This window comes from Methylobacillus gramineus (assembly GCF_020532675.1).
Lineage (GTDB): Bacteria > Pseudomonadota > Gammaproteobacteria > Burkholderiales > Methylophilaceae > Methylobacillus > Methylobacillus gramineus.
Genome location: NZ_JAJAVE010000002.1, coordinates 42372 through 64719, shown reverse-complemented (window position 1 = coordinate 64719; position 22348 = coordinate 42372). Strand labels below are relative to the sequence as shown.

Here is a 22348-nt window from a genome sequence, read left to right as displayed (position 1 = left end):
CAAGACTTTGTATTGCCTGAAAGAAACACATGAAATCAAATTATCTGATCCAGATTGCAGCAATAAGTACCATCTCAACAGCTGTGTATGCGGCAGACACAAACACACTAGAAGAAATTACTGTCTCTAGCCAAGCAGAAAAACCTGGAATAAAGCTTAATAAAGTCAACGCCACCAGTAGCCGGCTTGGACTCACTGCCAAGGAAACACCGGCCAGCGTTGAAACATTGGATATTGAAACAAGTAACAAGAGGGGCGATATCTATGTTCGGGATGCTGTTACAAGAACGACTGGGATGACCAGTATCAGTAGCCCTGGCAATGGGCAAGCCTTTTCGTCACGTGGCTTTACAGGCAACAATTCAGTAGCTCAGGCAGAAGATGGCGTGCGGTTATTAACAACAGGTACGCTGAACTATCCTTCAGATACATGGGGCTATGAGCGCATTGAGGTATTACGCGGCCCGGCTTCTGTATTGTTCGGTGATGGTTCTGCGGGAGGCATCATTAACAGTGTGCGTAAACAAGCGAGTCGTGAAACTTCTTTTGAGGCAATCATCGGTGCGGGATCATATGGGGCATATCGTGCAGGAGTAGGCGCTACCGGTGCAATTGGTCATATTGGTGCATTCCGTATCGATGCCTCTGCGCTTGGAGGCAATGGCTATATCAGCCGCGGAGACTACGACAGCCAAAAATTGATGACCTCATTGCTGTTTGAGCCGACTGACAATCTTCGCATTGGGTTTTCGCTAGATCATGCAGTTGACTCTCCCATGGTCAATTACGGCATTCCTTTGATTGATGGAAAAATCCAGCACTCTTTACGTAAATCAAACTACAACATTGACAATAATAAATTGCAGTTTACGGATACACGTGCTCGCGCCCGGGTTGAATGGGCGATATCACCCACAGTGCAATTAAAAAATGAAACTTACTTTTTTAAATCATCGCGCGAATGGCGAAATCTTGAAAAATTCACCTATAACGCATCTACATCCTTAGTAGATCGCTCAAGCTTTTTCAATTTTAAATATGACACCAAGCAATACGGCAATCGTATTGAGTTTGTTGTGACAGAAAATATTGCAGAGCACCAGAATCGTTTTCTGATTGGCTGGGATTCCATGCATCTTGATTTCACAAATAACGGGAATGCAAATTCCAATGCTGCCAATTCAAGTGTTAGCTTGACTGGTTTTGATCCAGGCTATGGATATGATCCATTAAGGAGAAATTTCGAATCCCAGATCACGCAAAACTCATTCTTCATGGAAGACGCTCTGAATATCACCAATGCGCTTAAAGTACTGGTGGGCTTGCGCAAGGATTATATTGATACCGAGAAAACTGGGGAAATTCGTCCAGGACAAACCAATTCTGCTAAAGAATTTACACCTCTCACCTGGAGGGCTGGTGTGGTGTTTGATGTCACTCCCGCTACCTCCCTATACGGGCAACTGAGTCGTGGCACAGACCCTGTCAACAACTTGATTGGGCTGAATCTGGTAAATGCTACTTACGACCTGACAAAAGTGCGCCAGGAAGAAGTGGGTATCAAACACTTGCTACCCAGTAACAAAGGGGAAATGACATTAGCGATATTCCATATCACCAAAGAAAACATTCTGACTCAAGACCCTAACAATGCCTCACTATCAATACAGGGCGGCAGACAGTCTTCACGTGGGATTGAGCTCTCAACTACCCTGCTTCCAGTAGATCATTGGCGCGTTGACCTCAATGCTACATTGTTAAATGCTCGCTTTGATGAGTTAGTTCAATCAGGAGTATCCCGAGCTGGTAATACCCCGCTCAACGTCCCCGAGAAAGTCGCCAATGCCTGGCTATACTATGAAACACCAGTCTGGGAGGCGGGTATTGGAGCTCGTTATGTGGGAAAACGCTATAGCGACAATGCCAACACGGGCACGCTAGATAGCTATACCGTATATGATGCCAGCGCTGCCTGGAACATCAACAAGCAAGTGTCTTTGCGAGCCAATATACGTAACATGACAGATAAATTCTATGCAACCACAGCTTATAACACGCAACAAATTATAGGGAGTCCCCGGCTGTTTGAGCTCACTGCGGAATTCCGCTATTAACTGAAAAAGTGCCATGAAACTCTTCTCTATACGCAACCTTCATCTATGGCATCGCTGGCTGGGGATAGGGTTGGGGTTCATGGTGCTGTTATGGTTTATTTCTGGGGTGGTCATGATGTTCGTGACTTATCCCAGGCTGACGCAGGAAGAACGTATTCCTCATTTGCAGTCGGTGAATCCTGGGCTAGTCAAGGTAAATCCGGCCGAGGCATTGGCTACATTTGGTGGAAAACCTGACAAAATCAGGCTCAATATGCTGTCAGCACGACCCGTATATCACCTAATGATGCCAGACGGCTGGCATTCCATTTGGGCGGATAGCGGCCAGGTATTATCTGTAAACCTGGAATTGATTCGACACTCAGCCCACGCCTTTTTACCCGGACAATCCATTAGCACCATTCACTTACTGGATCACGATTTGTGGTCTATTTCATCCAGCCTCAATCCTCACCGCCCCCTCTACCAAGTGTCATTCGACAATGGAGACATATTGTATCTCTCCAGTCATACCAGCGAAGTCGTGCTTGATACTACACGTAGCGAGCGTGCCTGGAACTGGTTGGGGTCTGTGATCCACTGGGTTTACATCACCCCGCTGCGGTTTGATCACCCTGAAGCCTGGCGCCAGGTCATTATGTGGTTGTCTTTGCCTGCCACCGTCATGGGGCTGATCGGCATCTGGCTGGGAATTGATCGTATGCGTATTCGCCGCCGCTACAAAGGTGGCCGGATTACCCCCTATCGTGGCTGGGCAAAGTGGCATCATGTGTCAGGTCTATTAGCTGGCGCGCTGTGCCTGACATGGCTGTTCAGTGGTTGGTTATCAGTGAAACCTTTTGACCTGTTCTCTGGCAGGAAACTCAGCGCTACCGAATCACAAGCATGGGCTGCCCAGCCAGATGGGGCGACCCTCCCTGCATTGCCCGCTCATCTTGCAAATATGAATACCCTTGGTGAAATTGAATGGCAGTATTTTGCCGGCAAGCCTTATCTATTGGGGCTGGCGCCACAGCGCAGCTACTTATTGGATGCCAATACTGGAGCACTGATACCGGGCTTCACTACTGAAGCGTTAAGCGCCCAAGCTGCGCAATTGCTGCCCGACAGCAAAGTAAAACACGCCACACTACTGGAGCATGGCGATCGCTATTATTACGGCAAACGCCTGGAAGCACTTTCCCCTGTAGTGCGCCTTGATCTGGATGATGTAGCTGACACCAGCTATTACATTGACCCTGCCACCAGTCGCATTGTGGCCTCGCACAACAATCACAGCCGCACTTATCGCTGGCTGTTTGCTGCCTTGCACCGGCTGGACTTTGCACCTTTCGACAATGCAGAACTTCCACGCTGGGTGATCGTCATCCTGTTTTCAATCGGCGGCACCGTCCTCAGTGCCGCGGGCTTGGTTATGGGCTGGCGGCGACTTACTCGCGCATAGCGGCAGTGTTATTACAAGAACCCGCAATCAAGGGCGCATTGCCGGAACCAGGCGTCACGATGGCACCGCTCCCTACCCCATTGGATGCGACACAAGCCTGAAAACCGACACGGGTACTACGTGGCTTTGAGGTATTCACCAGCACCTCTCGCTGCTCCTCGGAAAGTGCCAGTGGGCCGAGTTCAGACAATAGCTGTCCATAAGAAGGATATCGGCCATGTTCCTGATGATACATCTCGATTTTGGCTTGCAACTCCTCAGCAATGCGGTCCGTGTCCACATTCCCTGCCGCACGCTCAGCGCGTTGCGCCTGGCGCGTTAACGCCTCCTGTGCATCTTCCTGCTGACGATGCTCTAATGCAGTTTTAGAGACATAAAAAATACCGGAAAGAAACAGCACCAGCAGAATGGTATAAACCAGATTAATGACGATCGCGAGGATAGCGAACAGATTGCTATGGCCCTGTGCACGTGATTTCAGGTAAGCAAAGATACCGACCACTGTGCCAATCAGGGGCACACCAAAAATGGAGAGCAACAAGGCAATAATGCCAAGCTTCTTGCCGGGGTCTTGAGTCTGATTATTTGTATTATTTTGCGTCATCATGTCTCCTGCATTGCCCCGAGAAAATTAAGAAATCGCATCCAGTCTGTCTGTGCAGGCTATGTGTGTTGGTCAATATTATAGCCTGAGCCGAGGCATTCCCAATGCTGTTCAAAAGCGCTTTCAGTATATGCAAGAGATGCTCTGGTTAAAAAAAGAAAAGCACTCCCGAGAGTGCTTTTCTGATTGCGGTTAAGGCCAGGTCATTACCAACGATATGTTGCTGACAGAATGGCCTTGCGTGGTTCGCCATAGAAACAGCCATAGGTGCAACTGGCAATATAGGTCTTGTCAGCTAGGTTAGTAATGTTCAACGCCAACCTCCACGCGCCTGTTGTATAGCTGGCCATGGCATCCAACAAAGTGAAAGATGGCACACTGACAGCGGTACCCTGCCCCATTCCACGAGTTTCGTCTACATAGCGTAAACCAGCTCCTATTTTCAAATCAGGCAATGCGAACGCCGCTAAGCTGTAGTCGCCCCATAAAGAGAACTGGTTAAACGGCACACTATCCAGTCTTTGCCCCTCTTGCGCTGGCTGCAATGGGCTGGCCTGCAGGGTGCGCGCATCGGTGTAGGCATAAGCTGCAATCAGGTTGGCATGCTGGCCAACACGGGTACGCGCTTCAAGCTCCAGACCCCGAGACCTCGCCTTGCCCGTCTGCATAGAAAAGTTGGTATCAGCAGGATCAGTGACGGTGACGTTTTCACGCGTCAGTTGATATATCGCGGCTGACAATAAGGTATCCGATCCGCTGGGTTGATAGCGCAGACCCGCCTCTATCTGTTTGCCTTCGGTAGGCTTGAAACGGCTGCCAGTGCGATCAGTCCCAGTGGTGGGTTCAAACGATTCGCTGTAACTGGCAAAAGGAGCTAGGCCATTGTCTGACAGGTACACCAGGCCTGCCCGCCCGGTGAAGGCATAACTTTTTTCATCGTCTGCCCATTTTTCACCCGTAAACAACGCTTTTCCATCTTCCCGCACGGTGTCATAGCGCCCGCCCAGCAAGATGACCCATTTCTCGGCAATCTTCATTTGATCCTGCACATAGACACCCAAGCGCCTGGTTTTAGTGACGGAAGAATTGCCAGCAGGGACTGCATCACTGAAAGCACCGCCATAAACCGGCGCATAAAGATCAAGCGACACGCCATCCCGGTTATAGCGTTTATCCTGATGGCGCAGCGTGGCGCTATCAATACCTACGAGTGCAGTGTGTTGCACGCTACCGTGTGCAAACTGGTACTGTAATGAGGTATCCGCAGTCACCGCCGATGATGTGTCCTCACGGTCCTGGGCGCCGCGGAACAGCGATGTTCTTTGATCGTTTTGCAATTGCCAGATATCAGCAGAGTTATATTCATTGCCTGCATGGTAATAACGCACATTGTTTCTCAGCTTGAGCTGATCACTAAAGGCATGCTCAAACAAATAACCCATCGAGTAACGCTTGAGGTTGAACTTGTCATAGCCTGGCTCACCAGGGAAGAAATCACGCTTTATCCTGCCATAGGGGTTGGATAACACGGTGCCGGAGCCAGGTAAGCCATAGACATAGCGCGTCTTGTCTTCCTGATATTCACTCAGCAATGTCAGCGAAGTATCCGTACTTGGTTGCCACTTGAGTGCAGGCGCAATATAGACACGGTCATCAGGCACATAATCAACAAAGGTATTGCTATCGCGTTTGAGGAAGGTCAGGCGATACGACCACTCCCCCGCCTTATCCAGTGCGCCGCCAAAATCACCCGCCACCTGCTTGCGATCAAAACTTCCCAACTGGAAACTCAACTCGCGCAAAGGCTCCAGCGTAGGGCGCTTGCTCACGGTATTAATAATTCCGCCCGGCCCGGCGCTGCCATAGAGCACGGATGCAGCGCCTTTGAGCAGTTCAATGCGCTCCAAGCCATAGGTTTCCTGCCGTCCGTTGTAGATGTTGACGGTGTACAGGCTACCATCTCTATAAGTACTGCCGACACTGGTGCGGAAGCCACGCAAAAAGAAGCTATCCGTGGTTCTGTCCAAGCCCTCTGCCCGGCTGACACCCGCCGCATAGCTCAGCGCATCTTGCAGGCTTTGTATGCCCAGCGTCTGCATTTCCTGCTGACCAATCACGGTAATCGATTGCGGCGTCTCGATAATCGGCGTGTCAGTCTTGGTAGCAGTAGCGCTGTGCTTGGCAACATATCCTGTGACCGGGCTAAAAGCCGTCTCTTTGCTGTCACGCTGACTTTTAACCGTGACTTCCGGCAGCGTCGATGTTTCATGTGGTTGATTGATGATGAGCTTGGCTTTTTGCAGCACAAATACCCCACCATCACCTTCAACCGCCTCTAAACCAGAGCCAACCAGCAAGGCATTAAAACCTTGCCGAACCGAATAACTTCCCTTCAGCCCCTGGCTAGCCAGACCATGGGTCTGGGCCGAACTAAATGACAAAGTGACCCCGGCAGCAGCGGCAAACTGGTTCAGCGCTGTGGTCAGGTTACCTGGATTGATGTTGAACTCTATCGCCTGAACTTGTCCAGACTCTGCGGCGACCACTTGGACGCTATGCGCATTGAAAACACCCGCTATGGCCAGCATCAGCGGCCAAGCCTTGAGCAACGCTGGCTTGAATGAATATTTCATAGACTCCCCTTGAATAGATAATGGTTTCTATCTAGAGGGCCGGATGAAAAAACAAAAGATGAAAAGATTGTGGAAAATTTCTCGAGTGTTGAATAAAACACTTAATTTTAGAGGGCTTGGATGCTCACCCAGTAACGCGTAGTTCTGACGATGTGTACCGGGAAAGATTGGCGTATAGCGAGCAGTGCCTTGTCGGTGTCATGCACAGGATATACACCAGATACCTTCAGCTCTGCCACGGCAGGATCACAGCGCAACCATCCGGCACGATACCGAGCCAGCTCTGCCACCAGGTCTGCCAGACGCCAATCCACTGCAATGATATGGCCTTGCTGCCAGGCAGTAATATTGGCCGCTACAGGGGTAATTACTGTCACCTGTCCATGCCTGATGATTGTTTGTTGCCCCGCCTCTAACCTGGTTGGACTTAATGCATGCTCCAGATAAATATCCACGGCATGTTCCAGCACGGCTACCAGGGTTGCATCTCCATGCGTGTGTACCAGGAAACGTGTTCCCAGGGCATGGATACGTCCGTGTTCAGTGACCACATTGAAAGGACGCGGGCTGCCAATATGCTTATCCTTGGCAGTCTCAACCACAATTTCTCCCTCATGCAAGGTCAGCATACGTCTATGGGCATCATAGTGCGCATCCATTGCTGTTGCTGTATTCAGCACGACTGCCGAACCATCCGCTAACCTGACTTCGCGTTGCTCACCCGTGCCGGTACGATATTCCGCCATCCACCCTTCACGATACATGGCATAACTGAATGTCGAGCCTATGCCCAGCACCGCAATGCCCTTAAGCAGGGAGCGCCTGTTCTGGGAAACGCCTTGCAAGGTTGGCAGGCTGATATTGGTTGGCACACGCTGCAAAGAATGCTGCAGACCTTCCAACCTAGCCCAGGCTTCCTGATGGCGAATATTAGCTTCATACCACTGCCGCCATTGCACATGATCGATTTCGCTCGCCTCCCCAGAACTCAGACGCACAAACCAGCCTATCGCCTGGCGACGGATGCTGGATTCCTGAGTCATGTGGACTCCATCAGGTCGTAACAATGCTCAAGGGCTGTCGTCATGTAATTGCTCACGGTGCGTTTGGTCACCTTCAACTTGACTGCAATCTCGGCATAAGTCAGCGCCTCCAGTTGAGAAAGCAGGAATGCTTGCCGCACCTTGGGCTTGAGCCCATGTAACATGCGGTCGATCTGCAACAAGGCCTCCAACATCAAGGCGCGCTCCTCCAAGGAATGTATGACGGGCTCGGGAATACTGGCGAGCACATCAAGATATGCCCTTTCCAGCGCCTGTTTGCGGAACAGGTCAAACATCAGGCCCTTGGCAATCGTGGCTAGATAATCCCTTGGCTCACGAATATCGCTCACATTGCGCGCAGCGATAATACGCAGGAAAGTGTCATGTGCAAGCTCCGCCGCCTGCTCGCTACACCCGAGCTTGCGCCGCAACCAACCGCGCAGCCAGCCATGATGGCTACTGTAAAGCGCTGTGACCGCTTGTTGGCTGACACTTTCCTGGAAATTCATGACGATGTTGGCAATATATAAAAATGATTATCATTCTATTTGATTGCCCCATGCCATGGCAAACCCTGGCAACAAAAGAAAAACACCCCAAATGGGGTGTTTATTAAACGTACCTTCAGGCATCCAACACAATGCCATGCGTCATGGTTTAATACTTCCAGCGCACCATCAGCAAGGCATTCCGTGGGGTGCCGTAAATGTTGAAATAGTAGGTGGACCCAGGATATTGCAGATACTTGCGGTCAAACAGGTTATTGACTGTCAGCGATGCATCCCAGTGTTTATTGATCTCATAGCCTAGTTTGGCAGAGGTAATGGCATAACTGCCTTGATGGGCGGTCGTGGTATATATCTCACTTTGCGCCTGCACACCGGCACCTACACTCAGCCCCTGCAATGCACCAGAGAGAGTGCTGCCATCGAATCGATATTGCGACCAGAACTTGAGCATATGACGGGGCATGCGGTTCGCTTCAAAGCGGGTTCCTGATGAAACCGATTCATCGCTCAGGTATTGCGCATGATTGTAGGTATAGCCCACAGAAAGATTGAGATTACTGCTTGGCTGCCCTGCAACCTCAAACTCCAAACCCTGGCTTTGCACTTCACCTGCTTGGCGGTAACAATCACCCGTCGAGGTTGTGCAGCCTGCGACGGAGGTATCCTGCATGGCGCGGTTCTTGTCACGGATGCGGAACAAGGCGACCGATGTATTTAACCGACCATCGAGAAACTCCCCTTTCAACCCAGTTTCTATCTGCCAACCCACTCTGGGGTCCAGGACACGATCATTCAGATTACGCTCAGTTTGTGGCACAAAAGTATCCGCATAACTGGCGTACCAGGTGAATTGCTGGTTGATATCCCAGACCAGGCCTCCGTAAGGCGTAAATTCATTATTCGTATTCGCATCACTCTTTTCCCATGCAGTCTTACTAGAGCTAGGCCACCCTGTACGATCCTTACTACTGTAGTCCGACCAACGCCCTCCAAGAATCACACTCAAAGGGTCCAGCAACTTGATTCTTGCCGAGGCATATATACCGGATTGCTCAGTATAGGTTTGACTTTTACTCAGTATGTTGCGATTTAATACATCATCCCAGTGATGATTGCGCAAGGGGTCACGATTACTGGCAGACATATAATTTGAACCACCGAGATAATCATTCTCAGACTTGTTATATCCCACGGTCAGGGTGTGCGTACGACCAAATAATTCCACAGGCCCGATCAAATTAAAATCCATGCTGCGCCATGTGGTTTCGGTTTCGATAAAGCCGACCTGTACGGTATTACTCAAGCCAGTTGCAATATTGACTGGGGTCAATGAGAACACACCAAACCCTGTGTATTCAGTATTTTTATAGTTGTAAACTCCCTTGGCCACCCAGCCGCTGTCAAATTTGTGCTTTAAATCAAGGGAAATGTTCTTACCTTCATCCTCGGCATTTTTGTCGATGCCAACAAAGGTGGAACGACGACCGGGCAAGCTTCCATCCGTATAAGTGGGCAGGCCCCAGAAGGTCTTGTAACTGCGATCAGCATAACTGGCCCATAAGCCGACGGTAGTGTTAGGCGTCAAGTCATACTCCAGTACGCCATATAATAATTTGTCTCGGTTGCTGCCCACATCATAAAACTTGTCCTGATCCTGATAGACCATGACCGTTCGCCCCCGCAAGCTACCATCAGCATTCAAAGGCCCACCAACATCGAACTCTGCGCGCTGCTGGTTCCATGACCCCAGACCGGCAACCGCAGACATCGTCAGTGCATCCTGCGGACGCTTGAGTACATAATTAATCGTGCCCCCAGGCTCTCCACTGCCGGTGAGCAACCCTGAAGGGCCGCGCAATACTTCGACGCGATCATACAGAGCCAGATCATAATGGCCAGAACTGCCTTGCTGCGGAACGCCATTGAATTGCGTGTTGGCGTTATAACCACGAATCACAAAACTTTCATCCCGCTCATACCCGTAACTCCGCACCCCAGTCATCTGGTTCAATGCCTCGGCCACCGTAGTAAAATTCTGATCGTTCATCTGTTGGCGTGTCATCACCGATACCGATTGCGGAATTTCTCGCAAGGTTTGCTCCGTTTTACCAATCGCCACGGCCTTGGCATTATAAGACCCTGTCCCCTCCGTTACGGCACTACGTTCTGCTCTGGAAGAAACACTGACTTCAGGCAAGGTGGAGGCCGCGCCACTTTTATCATTGAGTAGCGTCTTGGCTTTTTGCAGCACAAAAATGCCCTTGTTACTTTCCACGGCTTGTAAACCAGTGCCAGCCAACAAGGTATCGACACCTTGCTGTATGCCATAGCGCCCATTTAAGCCCTGGCTGGTTTTGCCGTTCACCAGCGCGGGAGGTAAGGTGATGCTCACCCCTGCTGCACTGGCAAACTCGCTTAGTGCCTGTTCCAGTGGCCCAGCCTTGATCTGGTAACTGAGTGCGGCTTGTGTCGTGTTGTCTTCCGCCTGCGCGATATGCACCAGGGTCGTACTGCTGATCGCCATGAAAAGCAGTGCACCGCGCACAGCCTGGCCCAGATGATGGAAAGAATGTTTCTGCTGCATGAAATCCCCTTTAGCAAATTGAATGCGAATCGCTTTCAACTCACTTCACACGCCAGGCTGGCAAAGGGGACAATAAAAAGACAATTTCCTTGCGCTACGCCGCCGGTGTACCCGGCGCACTGAACATTACCCAATACCGTGTGAGGTAACTCACTTGCACAGGTAGCATCATGGGCAGGCTTCCAATCACGGCATCGGTATTATTGATCTGAAATACCCCGGAGATACGCAGCTCGTAAACCTCTGGTGCACAACGCACCACGCCATGACGATAACGACCCAGCTCTGCGGCAAAATCGGCCAGGCGCATCTCACGTGCATAAAGCACTCCTTTGGTCCAGCTATCCGCATGCGGTGTCACAGGTTCTACAGGAGCAATGCCTGCTGACCCAAAGTTAGTTTGCCAACCAGCTTCAATGACACCTCGCTCACCCGCCAGCGTCGTAATTTCCACCGACCCTTCCAGCACCGCAAGCTGGGTATGGTGTGCCGCTTGGCGCACGATAAAACGCGTGCCCAGGGGTTGCATCCTGCCATGACTGCTTTCCACCAACATCGGCCTGGCATCGGGTGCCGTCTGGATCAGGATTTCGCCCGCCTCCAGTAAAATCTGACGCTGGTTGGCATCCAGGTAGGTATTGATGCCGCTCGCCGTGTTGAGATGCACCTCGGTGCCGTCTGCCAGCCGTACCTGCCTATGCTCCCCGGTACTGGTGCTATATTCTGCCCGCCACAACCGTGCTGGTTCACTACGCCAGCCTTGCCAACCCACAACTCCTGTCGAAATCAACAGAGCCAGCGTCTTGATGGCGTGACGACGGCTTTGCTGCTGCGTGCGTTTCAAGGTGGCATAGGCCAATCCGCCGGGCAGAACGCCCAGCTTGGCACTTACCTCCAAGGCGCGCTGCCAGGCAGCTTCATGCACAGGATCCGCCTCACGCCAGGCACCACAGGCTTGCCGTTCGCCCTCGGTTGCATTAGGCTCCTGCAGCCGGAAAAACCACTCTGCGGCCTGCAACGCCACTTCTTCCTGCATGGGTACTGTCATGGCAACAACATGATGCAACGCGCCATGGCCTCCACCATATAGCGTTTTACCGTACGCTCGCTGATTTCCAACTGCATGGCGATTTGGGCATACGTCATGCCGTCAAGCTGCGCCATGAGAAATGCCGCACGTACCTTTGTTGGCAAACCATCCAGCAGCATATCGATCTGCTGCAAGGTTTCGAGAATCACGAATTGATGTTCAGGAGAGGGGGCGGACAACTCCGGCATCAGCGCTAGCGAATCCAGATAGGCCTGTTCCAATGCACGCCTGCGATAAAGGTTAGCGACAAGGCGCTTTGCCACTACGGTAAGATAAGCCCTGGGCTCCTGCAACTCCCAACCTGCCTGCTTTTCGGCAATATGCTCGGGGGCCGTGAGAATGCGCATGAAGGTATCCTGCGCGACATCCGCTGCATCCGCAGCATCCCCCAACTTACGTCGCAACCAAGCCTGCAACCAGCCATGGTGGGTGGTATACAAGGTATTAATCGCTTGTTGACCGAAGGTACTGTCTTGGGATGCCATTGAATGAAGGATATATAAAAATGATTCTCATTTTAATTGATGCACCTATGCCATGGCAAACCCCACAAAAAAGCACTCTGATCAGAGTGCTTTTTTGTCTTTACCATAGCTGAATCAGATACAACCATTGATGACAGGATCAGCGTACTTAGAAAATTTGATGTGATAAGCCGAATGATTACGCCTTCACTATCGCGGTTGCCTTCACACCCTCTATTAAGTTAAGGCAGATAAGGCTGAAGTGTGCTCCAATCCAGATGCCGCTCCACCTCATCCGCCAGCCGCTCCAGGCTTGCTTCACGCAAGGCAACATAGTCATAGCGTGCCATTTCTGTTTCAGCGGCAGCCACATCGCGATACCCTGCCCATACAAGCCAAGCTTCGGTCGCTTCTGCATGATCAAACAATCCATGCAAGTAAGTACCCGCTATCTGGTTATCCTCTGATATAGCACCTTCTGCCTGTGTACCGATATGTAGTAAAGGATGGTTTAAAGCGGGGCCACTGCTCACGCCCATATGGATCTCATACCCTGTCACCATGGCATCGGCAAAGGTGAGTTTACCCTCCACCTCTTTCAGATGCTTTTCCTTGGTCAACGTCGTTTCCATCTCCAGCCAGCCAAATCCTTCACTGGAACCCTCATCCCCTTCCATGCCATGAGGATCATGCACTTTCTGCCCGAGCATCTGAAACCCGCCGCAGATTCCAAGCATCTTGCCGCCATAGCGCAAATGCCGTGCAATTTTCTCCTGCCAGCCATGTGTCTTGAGCGCAGCCAAGTCACCCCGCACATTCTTGCTGCCGGGCAGGATGATCAAATCAGCTGGAGGTAGGGGCTCATTCAATTCAATGAATTGAAAATCCACATGCGGATGCAGGCGCAAGGCATCCATGTCCGTATGGTTACTGACGTGAGGTAATACCGGCGCAATCACACGCAACCAGGTTTGAGGTTTTTTCAGTGTTTCGCGGGCCACGGCATCTTCGGCCTCAATGTGCAGGTTGTGCAAATAGGGCAACACACCGAGCACGGGTTTGCCGGTTTCCTGCTCCAGCCAATCCAGTCCGGGCTGCAGCAAGGCAATGTCGCCACGAAAACGATTGATGACAACTCCGATGACGCGTTTTCTCTCGGATTCAGAAAGTAGCGCCAGGGTACCGACCACATGGGCAAATACGCCGCCACGATGAATATCGGCAATCAGGATCACCGGGCAATCTGCCGCCTCGGCAAACCCCATATTGGCAATGTCGTTTTCACGCAAGTTGATTTCCGCCGGGCTACCCGCCCCCTCCACTACCACGCATTGGCATTGCTCACGCAAGCGCTGCCATGAAGCCAGGACGGCCTTCATCGCGGTCGGTTTGTAGGCATGGTAGGCATTGGCCTCCAGGTTGCAAGCCACCTTGCCGTGAATAATGACCTGGCAACCAGTGTCGCTATTGGGCTTCAACAGCACCGGGTTCATATCGGTATGCGGCGCCAACCCGCATGCCTGTGCCTGTACCGCCTGAGCACGCCCGATCTCGCCACCATCGATGGTCACGGCTGAGTTAAGCGCCATGTTCTGCGGCTTGAATGGCACCACCTGGACACCCCTGCGGTACAATACCCGACAAATTGCAGCCACCAGCGTGCTCTTGCCCGCATCAGAGGTGGTACCCTGAACCATCAATGTTTTGGCGTATGTCATTGACCCATTATCCCACTACTTACCTCGTAACCCCAGCCCTGCTGATTGCAGCATTATGGCTGGACCGTTTACTGGGCGAGCCACGGCAATGGCACCCACTGGCAGGATTTGGCAATCTGGCCCACTGGCTGGAAAAACGGATGAATAGAGATCAGCCACCATGGCTCGCCAGGCTCAGTGGAGTATTAGGCTGGTTGTTACTGCTATTGCCGCTCATCGCGATTGCTTATTGGATCACGCATTTACCGTATGGCTGGATCGCCGATATCCTGCTGCTTTACTTTGCCGTCGGCGCTCGCAGCCTGAATGAGCATGCCATGCGTATTTACCATGCGCTGCATGCGGGCGACCTTTCGCAAGCCCGCCATGCTGTCAGCATGATAGTAAGCCGTGATACCCAAGACCTGAACCAGACCGAGATTGCCACCGCCACCGTCGAATCCGTCCTGGAAAACGGTAATGATGCCATCTTTGGCGCCATTTTCTGGTTTGTATTACTGGGTGGCACGGGTGCGCTCATGTTTCGCCTGGCGAACACGCTGGATGCCATGTGGGGCTACCGCACTCCTCGATTCCTCTATTTCGGCTGGGCCGCTGCCCGGCTGGATGACATGCTCAACCTCATCCCCGCACGCCTGACTGCCCTGAGCTACGCGCTTTGCGGGCATACCCGTACTGCACTACACTGCTGGAAAACACAGGCACCTACCTGGTATAGCCCCAACGCAGGACCAGTGATGGCAGCGGGAGCAGGGGCATTGCAAGTCACACTGGGTGGTGTGGCACCGTATCATGGTCAAATAAAATCCAGACCCACCCTTGGCATTGGGCCTGACGCCAACACCCAGCATATCCAGGCAGCCGTGGCACTGGTTCAACGCAGTATTTGGCTATGGGTTGGGGTCTTGGCGTTGGCCTTTGTCATGACAGGATTCATGCATGCTTGAACATGGTGGCAACCTCACAGCAGCAGCGCAGCATTTTGGCATTGCACGCACAGACTGGCTTGACCTGTCCACTGGCATCAATCCTCACGGGTATCCCGTACCTGAGATTCCGGCGATGAGCTGGCAGCGCCTGCCGGAAACTGACCAGGTGCTTGAACAGGCTGCCAGCGCGTATTATGGGACTCCCCACCTATTGACCATCTCAGGTTCACAAGCTGCCATCCAATCCCTGCCACGCCTGCGAGCACATAGCCGCGTGACTGTGTTGGGCCCCATGTATGCAGAGCATGCTTGGGCTTGGCAGCAACAAGGGCATGAAGTCAGGCAGATTGCCACCTTACCCGATGCATCCACGCTGGATCAGACCGATGTCTTGCTGGTGTGCAACCCCAACAACCCTAGCGGCAGAGTCATCTTTCCGGACACACTGCTGGAATGGCATGCGCAGTTGGCGCATCGTGGTGGATGGCTACTGGTGGATGAAGCCTTCATGGACAGTACGCCGCAATTCAGTCTAGCGACATCCGTGGGGAAACCTGGGCTGATCGTCCTGCGCTCACTGGGTAAATTCTTTGGGTTGGCGGGTGCCCGTGTCGGCTTTATATTAGCTGCACCTGCCTTGCTGACAGCCTGCGAGGAATTGCTGGGGCCATGGCCAGTCAGTGGCCCGGCACGCTTTGTGGCAGAAATAGCCCTCAGCGACACCGCCTGGCAAACGCAAACACGGTATCGCCTGCAAACAGATAGTGCCAGATTGGGCAAGCTGTTAACGCAATACGGCATGTCCCCATCGGGATCAACTGCACTGTTTCAATGGTTACCCATGACCAATGCCGCTGAGAGACAGCAGCAACTGGCAAAACTGGGGATATGGACACGCTTCTTCAACGCGCAGTCGGCTTTGCGGATGGGCTTGCCGGAGCAACACGCGTGGCTCCGGCTGGAAACAGCTTTAAGCCAAGTTCAGCAATCTCTCACCTAACCTAACTAGATACAAGCACCGCGCCAGCTCCTAGCGCTGCTGACTAGCCCAAACCTCAAGTTCCGCCTTAACCTGGGCAATGACGCTGTCCCAATCGCCCAGGGTAGGCTGCCTGAAAATTCTGACCGATGGATACCAAGGGCTATCGCTACGATCCAGCATCCAACGATAATCTGGCATATAAGACACCAATAACCATACGGGTTTACCTAAGGCGGCTGCCATGTGTGCGACTGAGGTATCGACCGAAATCACAAGGTCCATGGCTGAAATCAGTGCAGCGGTATCGGCAAAATCCTGCAATGCCGGCTGATGCGTAGTCAGCTGTGGCAGATTGGCCAGGCTCCGCGCATCATGAGGCCGGACTTCTTGCTGCAGGCTGTGAAAATCCAGAGGCAAATTCAGCCAGGAAGCCAATTGTTCCAGGGGAATACTGCGTTTATGGTCTCGAGCATGGCTGGCGGCACCAGACCACACAAGCCCTACGCGGCGGCCATGCGGCTCTGTCAGGTTGAATGCAGGCAGCCTCGCCTCATCTGAGAATAAATAAGCGGATTGAGCCGGTACGGTTTCCTGGGTGGTCTTGAATGCCAAGGGCAAACTCATGAGCGGGCACTGGTAATCAAACGCAACCGTGTCGCCACTGGCGATCAGCTGGATATCCTGATCCAGGCTAGCCATGATGCTCAGTAAGGAGGAAGGCACCTCCAAGATGACATGTGCGCCCAAGGCTTTGACCAGCGAGGCATAACGGGCAAACTGGATCACATCTCCCAAGCCCTGTTCTGGGTAGAGCAATATGCGCTTGCCTTGCAGCGGGGCATCACCCAGCCAGAGTGGCTGAGCATACACCCTGCGCAATCCCTGTGCAGTCGGTAACGCAGCCCAACGCGCCTCAAACAACGGCCACCCTTTAGCCCAATTACCACGCACCAGGTGAATGATGGCTTCGTTCCATTGCGCGATCGCATTGTCGGCATCCTGTAATTGCGCCTGGCGATAATCCTCGAGCGCTTCATCCAGCATGCCCAGTTCCTGGTGAAGGCTTCCACGATTGTTATACGCCCGCGTTTTGTTGGAAGCGAGGGCAATGGCCTGGTCATTATCCTGCCTCGCTTCCTCATAACGACCACATACCGTCAATGTAATGGCACGATTCAGATAGGCATTGGCATGTTGATGATCCAGCGCAATCGCTTGGCTATAATTCTCTAGTGCTTCATCATAATGCCCCATTGCATGCAACACGAGGCCGCGATTGTTATAGGCGGAGACATGGTCGGGTAGCAACCTCAACAGGCGGTCGTAATACTGCAAGGATTGATCGTATTGCTGCAACTCTTTTAATACACTACCGGCATTCAGCAAGGCATCCGCATTGCCGGGATCCATCGCCAGAGCCCGCTTGAAACATTCCAGAGCCTGTTCGAACAAGCTCCGTTCCTGCAAAATGAGGCCCAGGTTGTTATGCGCTGCCACATGATGGGCATCCACTGTCAGGGCTTTTCGGTAACACTGCTCCGCTGTATTGGTGTCACCCAGCCGGCTCATTGCATTGCCCATATCCACATAGGTGCTGGCCTGGGATGGATTGCGCACCAAAGACTCGCTATAGGCTTTTGCCGCCTCTTCGTAATGCCCAGTCAGAAACAAGGCATCCCCAGCAATATTGTATGCATCAAACTGCCCGGGATTGAGCTCCAGAGTGTGCCCTATACACTCCAGGGCTTGCGCATAATCATTGAGCGCAAGATACGCCGTAGATAACAGCGTCCACACCTGATAATGCCCTGCTTGCTGTTGCAGGATCTGCCTATACAGCTTGATCGCCTCCTCTAGCTGCTGGTCTCGTTGCAAACTGATGGCCTGTTGCAACAGGTTTTGCACAGAAACACTGGGCTGATTGGACAGCCCCTGTTTATTCATCAAACCGGAAATCAGGCTGGAGGGTGTGCCAGAAGAGCGCTTTTGCATGCTGCTACCTTGATGTGGGTTTATGGGGAAGTAAGCTGTTGCAACAATGCATGTTCCAGCGCAGTCAGCACGGCATCCCAATCCCCGACTGTAGGCTGGCGGAATAATCTGCCAGTGGGATACCATGGGGTGTCTGTTCTATCCAGTAACCAGCGATAGTCTGGCACAAACGGTAACAACACCCATACTGGCTTGCCCAATGCGCCGGCCAGATGTGCGACTGAAGTATCCACGCTAATCACCAGGTCCATGGCATCCACCAGCGCAGCGGTATCATTAAAATCCTTCAACTGTTCAGTATGGAGGGCGATCGAGGGCAACTCTGCCAGCAAAGCCTGATCTCGCGGCTGAATTTCCTTCTGCAGACAATGAAAGCTGGCTGGCAACTTGAGCAGACCAGCGAGTGTAGCCAGCGGGATACTACGTCTATGGTCATTCTTGTGGCTAGCAGACCCACTCCAGACCAGGCCAATGCGCATCTGATTGGATACACCAAGATTGAATGCTGACTGCCGACTTTTATCGGCAACCAGATATGGCACCTCTGCAGGCACTGTCTCTAGGGTGGTGCCAAACACCATAGGCAAGCTCATGATGGGGCAGTGATAGTCAAACTCAGTAAACCCGCTCCCTTGTGCCACGACGATAAACTGCTCACCCAGGCTTTTGAGCAACCCCACCAGAGGTGCCTGCACCTCAAGGATGACCTGCGCGCCAAGCGCTGCTACCTGATGGGCATACCGACAGAACTGCATGGTGTCGCCATAGCCCTGCTCCGCGTACAACAAGACGCGTTTACCCTTGACATCAAACTTCCCCAACCACTGCGGTTGTGGGCAACGTTTGCGCTCACCTCGCGCAAAACCAGCAGTTTCGAAACCGGCTTCATATAGCTTCCACCCTTCCAGATACTGCCCCAGGAGTATCTGCATCAACCCCTGATTCCAGCGAAATTTATTCTGGCCTGGGTCCAGCTTGGCAGCCTGGGCATAGTCAACCAGCGCTTCTTCTATCATTCGGTTATCGAGAAACAGATTACCGCGATTGTTGTAGGCAATCGCATACTTGGGCCACATGGCAATCACACCGTTATAGAACTCCAGCGCTTCCTCTGCACGATCAAGCTCAGCCAGCGTGTTGGCAAGATTAAGAAAGGTCGCAATTTCGCCGGGGTTCAGCTCCAGTGCTTTCTGGTGATCCAGCAAGGCTTCATCAAAACGTTTGGCACCATGATAGGCCAGGGCACGGTAGTGATAAGCGATGGCAGCATCCGGCTTGAGGGTGAGTGCAAAATTGAAATGTGCCAGAGAAAAATCATACTGACGCAAAGAGGTAAGCGCACGGCCACATCCCACCAGGGCATCGAAATTGGCATCATCCTGTGCCAGTACCAGGTTGTAGGTTTCAAGCGCTTCGCTATGCTTGTCCTGCGCAAGCAAAGCATCCGCCCTAGCCAATAATGACTTCACTGACACGCTGCCCCCTTGGTAACAGTAGATGTGTATGCATCTGGATTATCTATTGACGTATGCTACGCGCGTCACCTTATCTTCTATCACGATTTTCGTCACACTAGCATAGTCAATTTGCAGCTTAAACGTATGTATAAGGGGTAAATCCAGTGCATATCCTGTGATGGCACGTATGACCCCGGCATGCGTGAATACCAGTGCTGGCCGATCTGGATGATCCAGCTCACGGACAAACTCCCCAACCCGCAGTGATAGCTGGTGGAAAGACTCGCCATTAGGCGGTACCTGTTGCACATGATCCTCTGCCCAAACATCCACCAGCCCACGCGGAATATCGTTCCAGGACTGCATTTCCCAGTCACCGAAATTCAGCTCTTTGAGCCTGGCATCCTGTTTCACTTCCTCTTGTGGACTCAAGGTCGCAGCCACAGATTGTGCTAGCTTGAGACAACGCTGCAAGGGACTGCTATAAATAATTGGGGCGTGCGCGCCCCTCAGTTTGGGATGCAAAGCATCAAACTCGGCGAGGAACGTCTCTGTCACATCCACATCGCTTTGTCCGTAACACGTGCCGGGTACTACATCAGGCGTGGTGTGCCTGATTAAGTAAATGTCCACTTAGTATCAACTCCAGATTAGTACACCCAGGTAAAAGGCAATTTCAGTCAATTGCTGCATGGCGCCAAGGCAATCCCCCGTATAGCCACCCAGGCGCTTTTTCAATATGCGGCTGAACCAGAGCCAGACAATGACTACCGGCAACATGGCGGCCCACATCTGCAGTGGTAGAAACAGCATGGGAAGCAGGCCAAATACCGTTGCCAATAACAGGCTGGTTTTAGAAAGTTTACTGGCCATCGGCTTGGCCTTGCCTTCGTCACGTACATATTCCTGTGTGGCCATCACCAATACAGCAGCCAAGCGGCTGGTGGCATGCCCGGCAAAGAGCACCAGCGGCAACAGCGGCAAGGGGATATGCAGCAGACTTTCAAACTTGAGCAATAGTGCCAATATCAAGGCTAGCGCGCCATAACTCCCAAGGCGTGAATCCTTCATGATAGTGAGCACCTGCTCTTTTTTCCAACCTCCACCCAGGCCGTCTGCACTATCTGCCAACCCATCCTCGTGGAATCCACCCGTCATGTATGCGGTCACGGCCATACTGAGAATAATGGCGACTTCTAGCGGCACACTATCACTCAACAAGCCAATCACCAGCGCAGCTACGAACCCCACCAACCAGCCAACCAGCGGCAAATAGCGCGCGGCCTCTTTCAAATCACTTTCCTGGAAATCGGGAATGGCCGGTAAAGGCAATCGGGTAAAAAACCCTAATGCTAGCAGCAGCAATCGCCATTGCTGCCTCATGCATTGTCCTGACGGCTGATATTGGCTGAACTGAATGAAGCCATCTGATTGAGAAAATTCACTGCCGCTTGCAATAAAGGATAAGCCAATGCCGCCCCGGTGCCCTCTCCCAGGCGCAAGCCCAGATTCAACAACGGTTTTGCATTGAGCTGTTGCAATAACAAATCATGTCCAGACTCATCTGAACAATGAGCAAAGACACAATACTCAAGCACCTCAGGTGCTATCCGGCTCGCCACCAGCAAAGCCGCTGTGGCAATAAACCCATCAATCAACAGAATGGCTTTACGTTCTGCAGCCCCCAGCATGGCCCCCACCATCATGGCGATCTCAAAGCCACCGTAAGTAGCTAATACCTGCAAGGGTTGGTCAGCCGACACCTGATGGCGATCAATCGCTGTACTGATCACGGCTGCCTTCTTTGCTACACCGGCATCATCCAGGCCTGTACCGCGCCCCACACAGCTTTCCACCGGCAGTTTGCATAATACGGCTACCAGCGCTGAGGCTGATGTCGTATTGCCAATCCCCATTTCACCGAAGCCCATGACATTGCTGCCAGAGGCGATCTCCGCATGAGCTAGTGCACGTCCACCGCACAACGCCTGCGCGCATTGCTCCGTGGTCATGGCTGGAGTATCGAGGAAATTATTGGTTCCCATGCCCACCTTGGCCCGAATCAGGTCAGGATGTGCCGGGAACTCATGATTAACACCGGCATCCACCACCCGTATCCGCATATTCTGTTGCCGGGCAAAGACATTAATGCCAGCCCCTCCAGCCAGGAAATTCAGCACCATCTGCTGCGTCACTACTTGCGGATAAGGACTGACGCCCGCCTCTACCACACCGTGATCCCCGGCAAACACCAGCATAACTGGGCGCTGCAAAGCGGGGGTCAGCGTGTTTTGAATCAGGCCCACCTGTAATGCTAATGTTTCAAGCACGCCCAAAGCACCCAAAGGCTTGGTCTTGTTATCAATACTGGCCTTCAACTCGGCCTGGAGGCTTTTATTCAGTGGTTCTACGCTAAAGACAGGACTAGTCGCCATCATGAAATCTTCTTTTCAAATCAAGCAGCGAGCATACCCGAGCGGGGGTGTTTTTTGAATGATAGAAATAAAAAACGAATATTTTCGATCAAATCTAGACGAATTCCTCAAGTTTGCTATAATGCTGGCCTTGCGTGAGCTTCAAGAGCCAACGTAATAAGCAAGTAGTATGGCCAGGTAGCTCAGTTGGTAGAGCAGCGGATTGAAAATCCGCGTGTCGACGGTTCGATTCCGCCCCTGGCCACCAAAGAATACCAAAGGGTTAGCTTCAGAAATGAGCTGGCCCTTTTTCATTTTTCGGCATATTGCCTGTGAAGCATTGCACGCCGATGCATTGCAGAATACCTCAT

General features: G+C 52.2%; 17 protein-coding genes and 1 tRNA gene. 5 read left to right on the top strand and 13 right to left on the bottom strand.

The window, feature by feature from the left end; translation table 11 throughout:
• The first annotated feature begins 29 nt into the window (after positions 1–29).
• Together LG201_RS09745 and LG201_RS09740 are read left to right on the top strand one after the other, a co-directional pair.
• Positions 30–2114 carry a TonB-dependent receptor gene (locus LG201_RS09745; protein WP_226772011.1) on the top strand — a complete coding sequence of 695 codons (2085 nt, stop codon included), beginning with the start codon at positions 30–32 and terminating at the stop codon, positions 2112–2114.
• A 13-nt stretch (positions 2115–2127) separates the two neighbouring features.
• Positions 2128–3558: a PepSY domain-containing protein gene (locus LG201_RS09740; protein ID WP_226772010.1), complete on the top strand. Its 1431-nt coding sequence runs from the start codon at positions 2128–2130 to the stop codon at positions 3556–3558.
• On the opposite strand, the gene LG201_RS09735 is transcribed toward LG201_RS09740, so the two are convergent.
• From LG201_RS09735 to LG201_RS09700, 8 genes are all read right to left on the bottom strand, one after another.
• Entirely contained in the window at positions 3545–4165 is a 621-nt protein-coding gene (locus tag LG201_RS09735; protein WP_226772009.1) for a hypothetical protein, read from the bottom strand. The genes LG201_RS09740 and LG201_RS09735 overlap by 14 nt on opposite strands.
• A 203-nt stretch (positions 4166–4368) precedes the next feature.
• Positions 4369–6795 carry a TonB-dependent siderophore receptor gene (locus LG201_RS09730; protein WP_226772008.1) on the bottom strand — a complete coding sequence of 809 codons (2427 nt, stop codon included), beginning with the start codon at positions 6793–6795 and terminating at the stop codon, positions 4369–4371.
• A 107-nt stretch (positions 6796–6902) separates the two neighbouring features.
• A complete protein-coding gene (locus tag LG201_RS09725; RefSeq protein ID WP_226772007.1) occupies positions 6903–7838 on the bottom strand; it encodes a FecR domain-containing protein in 936 nt (311 codons plus the stop codon).
• On the bottom strand, positions 7835–8347 hold the full coding sequence (locus LG201_RS09720; protein ID WP_226772006.1) for a sigma-70 family RNA polymerase sigma factor: 513 nt from the start codon (positions 8345–8347) through the stop codon (positions 7835–7837). The genes LG201_RS09725 and LG201_RS09720 overlap by 4 nt, the downstream gene beginning before the upstream one ends.
• Positions 8348–8495: 148 nt before the next feature.
• Positions 8496–10931 carry a TonB-dependent siderophore receptor gene (locus LG201_RS09715; RefSeq protein WP_226772005.1) on the bottom strand — a complete coding sequence of 812 codons (2436 nt, stop codon included), beginning with the start codon at positions 10929–10931 and terminating at the stop codon, positions 8496–8498.
• Between the two features lie 94 nt (positions 10932–11025).
• Positions 11026–11979 (bottom strand): FecR domain-containing protein, encoded by a 954-nt coding sequence (locus LG201_RS09710; protein WP_226772004.1) that lies wholly within the window; start codon positions 11977–11979, stop codon positions 11026–11028.
• Positions 11976–12506: a sigma-70 family RNA polymerase sigma factor gene (locus LG201_RS09705; protein WP_226772003.1), complete on the bottom strand. Its 531-nt coding sequence runs from the start codon at positions 12504–12506 to the stop codon at positions 11976–11978. Before LG201_RS09705 ends, LG201_RS09710 begins: the two co-directional genes overlap by 4 nt.
• A gap of 221 nt (positions 12507–12727) precedes the next feature.
• Positions 12728–14182: a cobyric acid synthase gene (locus LG201_RS09700; RefSeq protein WP_226772168.1), complete on the bottom strand. Its 1455-nt coding sequence runs from the start codon at positions 14180–14182 to the stop codon at positions 12728–12730.
• A 14-nt stretch (positions 14183–14196) separates the two neighbouring features.
• Here LG201_RS09700 and cbiB point away from each other — a divergent pair, with 14 nt between their 5' ends.
• Together cbiB and cobD are read left to right on the top strand one after the other, a co-directional pair.
• A complete protein-coding gene (cbiB, locus tag LG201_RS09695) occupies positions 14197–15150 on the top strand; it encodes an adenosylcobinamide-phosphate synthase CbiB (protein ID WP_226772002.1) in 954 nt (317 codons plus the stop codon).
• Positions 15143–16132 carry a threonine-phosphate decarboxylase CobD gene (gene cobD, locus LG201_RS09690; RefSeq protein WP_226772001.1) on the top strand — a complete coding sequence of 330 codons (990 nt, stop codon included), beginning with the start codon at positions 15143–15145 and terminating at the stop codon, positions 16130–16132. The genes cbiB and cobD overlap by 8 nt, the downstream gene beginning before the upstream one ends.
• 30 nt (positions 16133–16162) lie before the next feature.
• On the opposite strand, the gene LG201_RS09685 is transcribed toward cobD, so the two are convergent.
• From LG201_RS09685 to cobT, 5 genes are read right to left on the bottom strand one after another with little or no spacing between them, the layout of a single operon-like run.
• Entirely contained in the window at positions 16163–18106 is a 1944-nt protein-coding gene (locus tag LG201_RS09685; RefSeq protein ID WP_226772000.1) for a tetratricopeptide repeat protein, read from the bottom strand.
• A gap of 20 nt (positions 18107–18126) precedes the next feature.
• The gene (locus tag LG201_RS09680) at positions 18127–19581 is read right to left on the bottom strand and encodes a tetratricopeptide repeat protein (RefSeq protein ID WP_226771999.1); all 1455 of its coding nucleotides are present in this window, start codon (positions 19579–19581) and stop codon (positions 18127–18129) included.
• A gap of 39 nt (positions 19582–19620) precedes the next feature.
• Positions 19621–20196 carry an alpha-ribazole phosphatase gene (cobC, locus tag LG201_RS09675; protein ID WP_226771998.1) on the bottom strand — a complete coding sequence of 192 codons (576 nt, stop codon included), beginning with the start codon at positions 20194–20196 and terminating at the stop codon, positions 19621–19623.
• 6 nt (positions 20197–20202) lie between these two features.
• Complete coding sequence (locus tag LG201_RS09670; RefSeq protein ID WP_226771997.1) at positions 20203–20946, bottom strand: adenosylcobinamide-GDP ribazoletransferase; 744 nt, start codon at positions 20944–20946, stop codon at positions 20203–20205.
• On the bottom strand, positions 20943–22001 hold the full coding sequence (cobT, locus tag LG201_RS09665; protein ID WP_226771996.1) for a nicotinate-nucleotide--dimethylbenzimidazole phosphoribosyltransferase: 1059 nt from the start codon (positions 21999–22001) through the stop codon (positions 20943–20945). Before cobT ends, LG201_RS09670 begins: the two co-directional genes overlap by 4 nt.
• A 168-nt stretch (positions 22002–22169) precedes the next feature.
• Between cobT and LG201_RS09660 the strand changes: the two genes are divergently transcribed.
• A tRNA-Phe gene (locus LG201_RS09660) sits at positions 22170–22245 on the top strand.
• Positions 22246–22348: the final 103 nt, after the last annotated feature.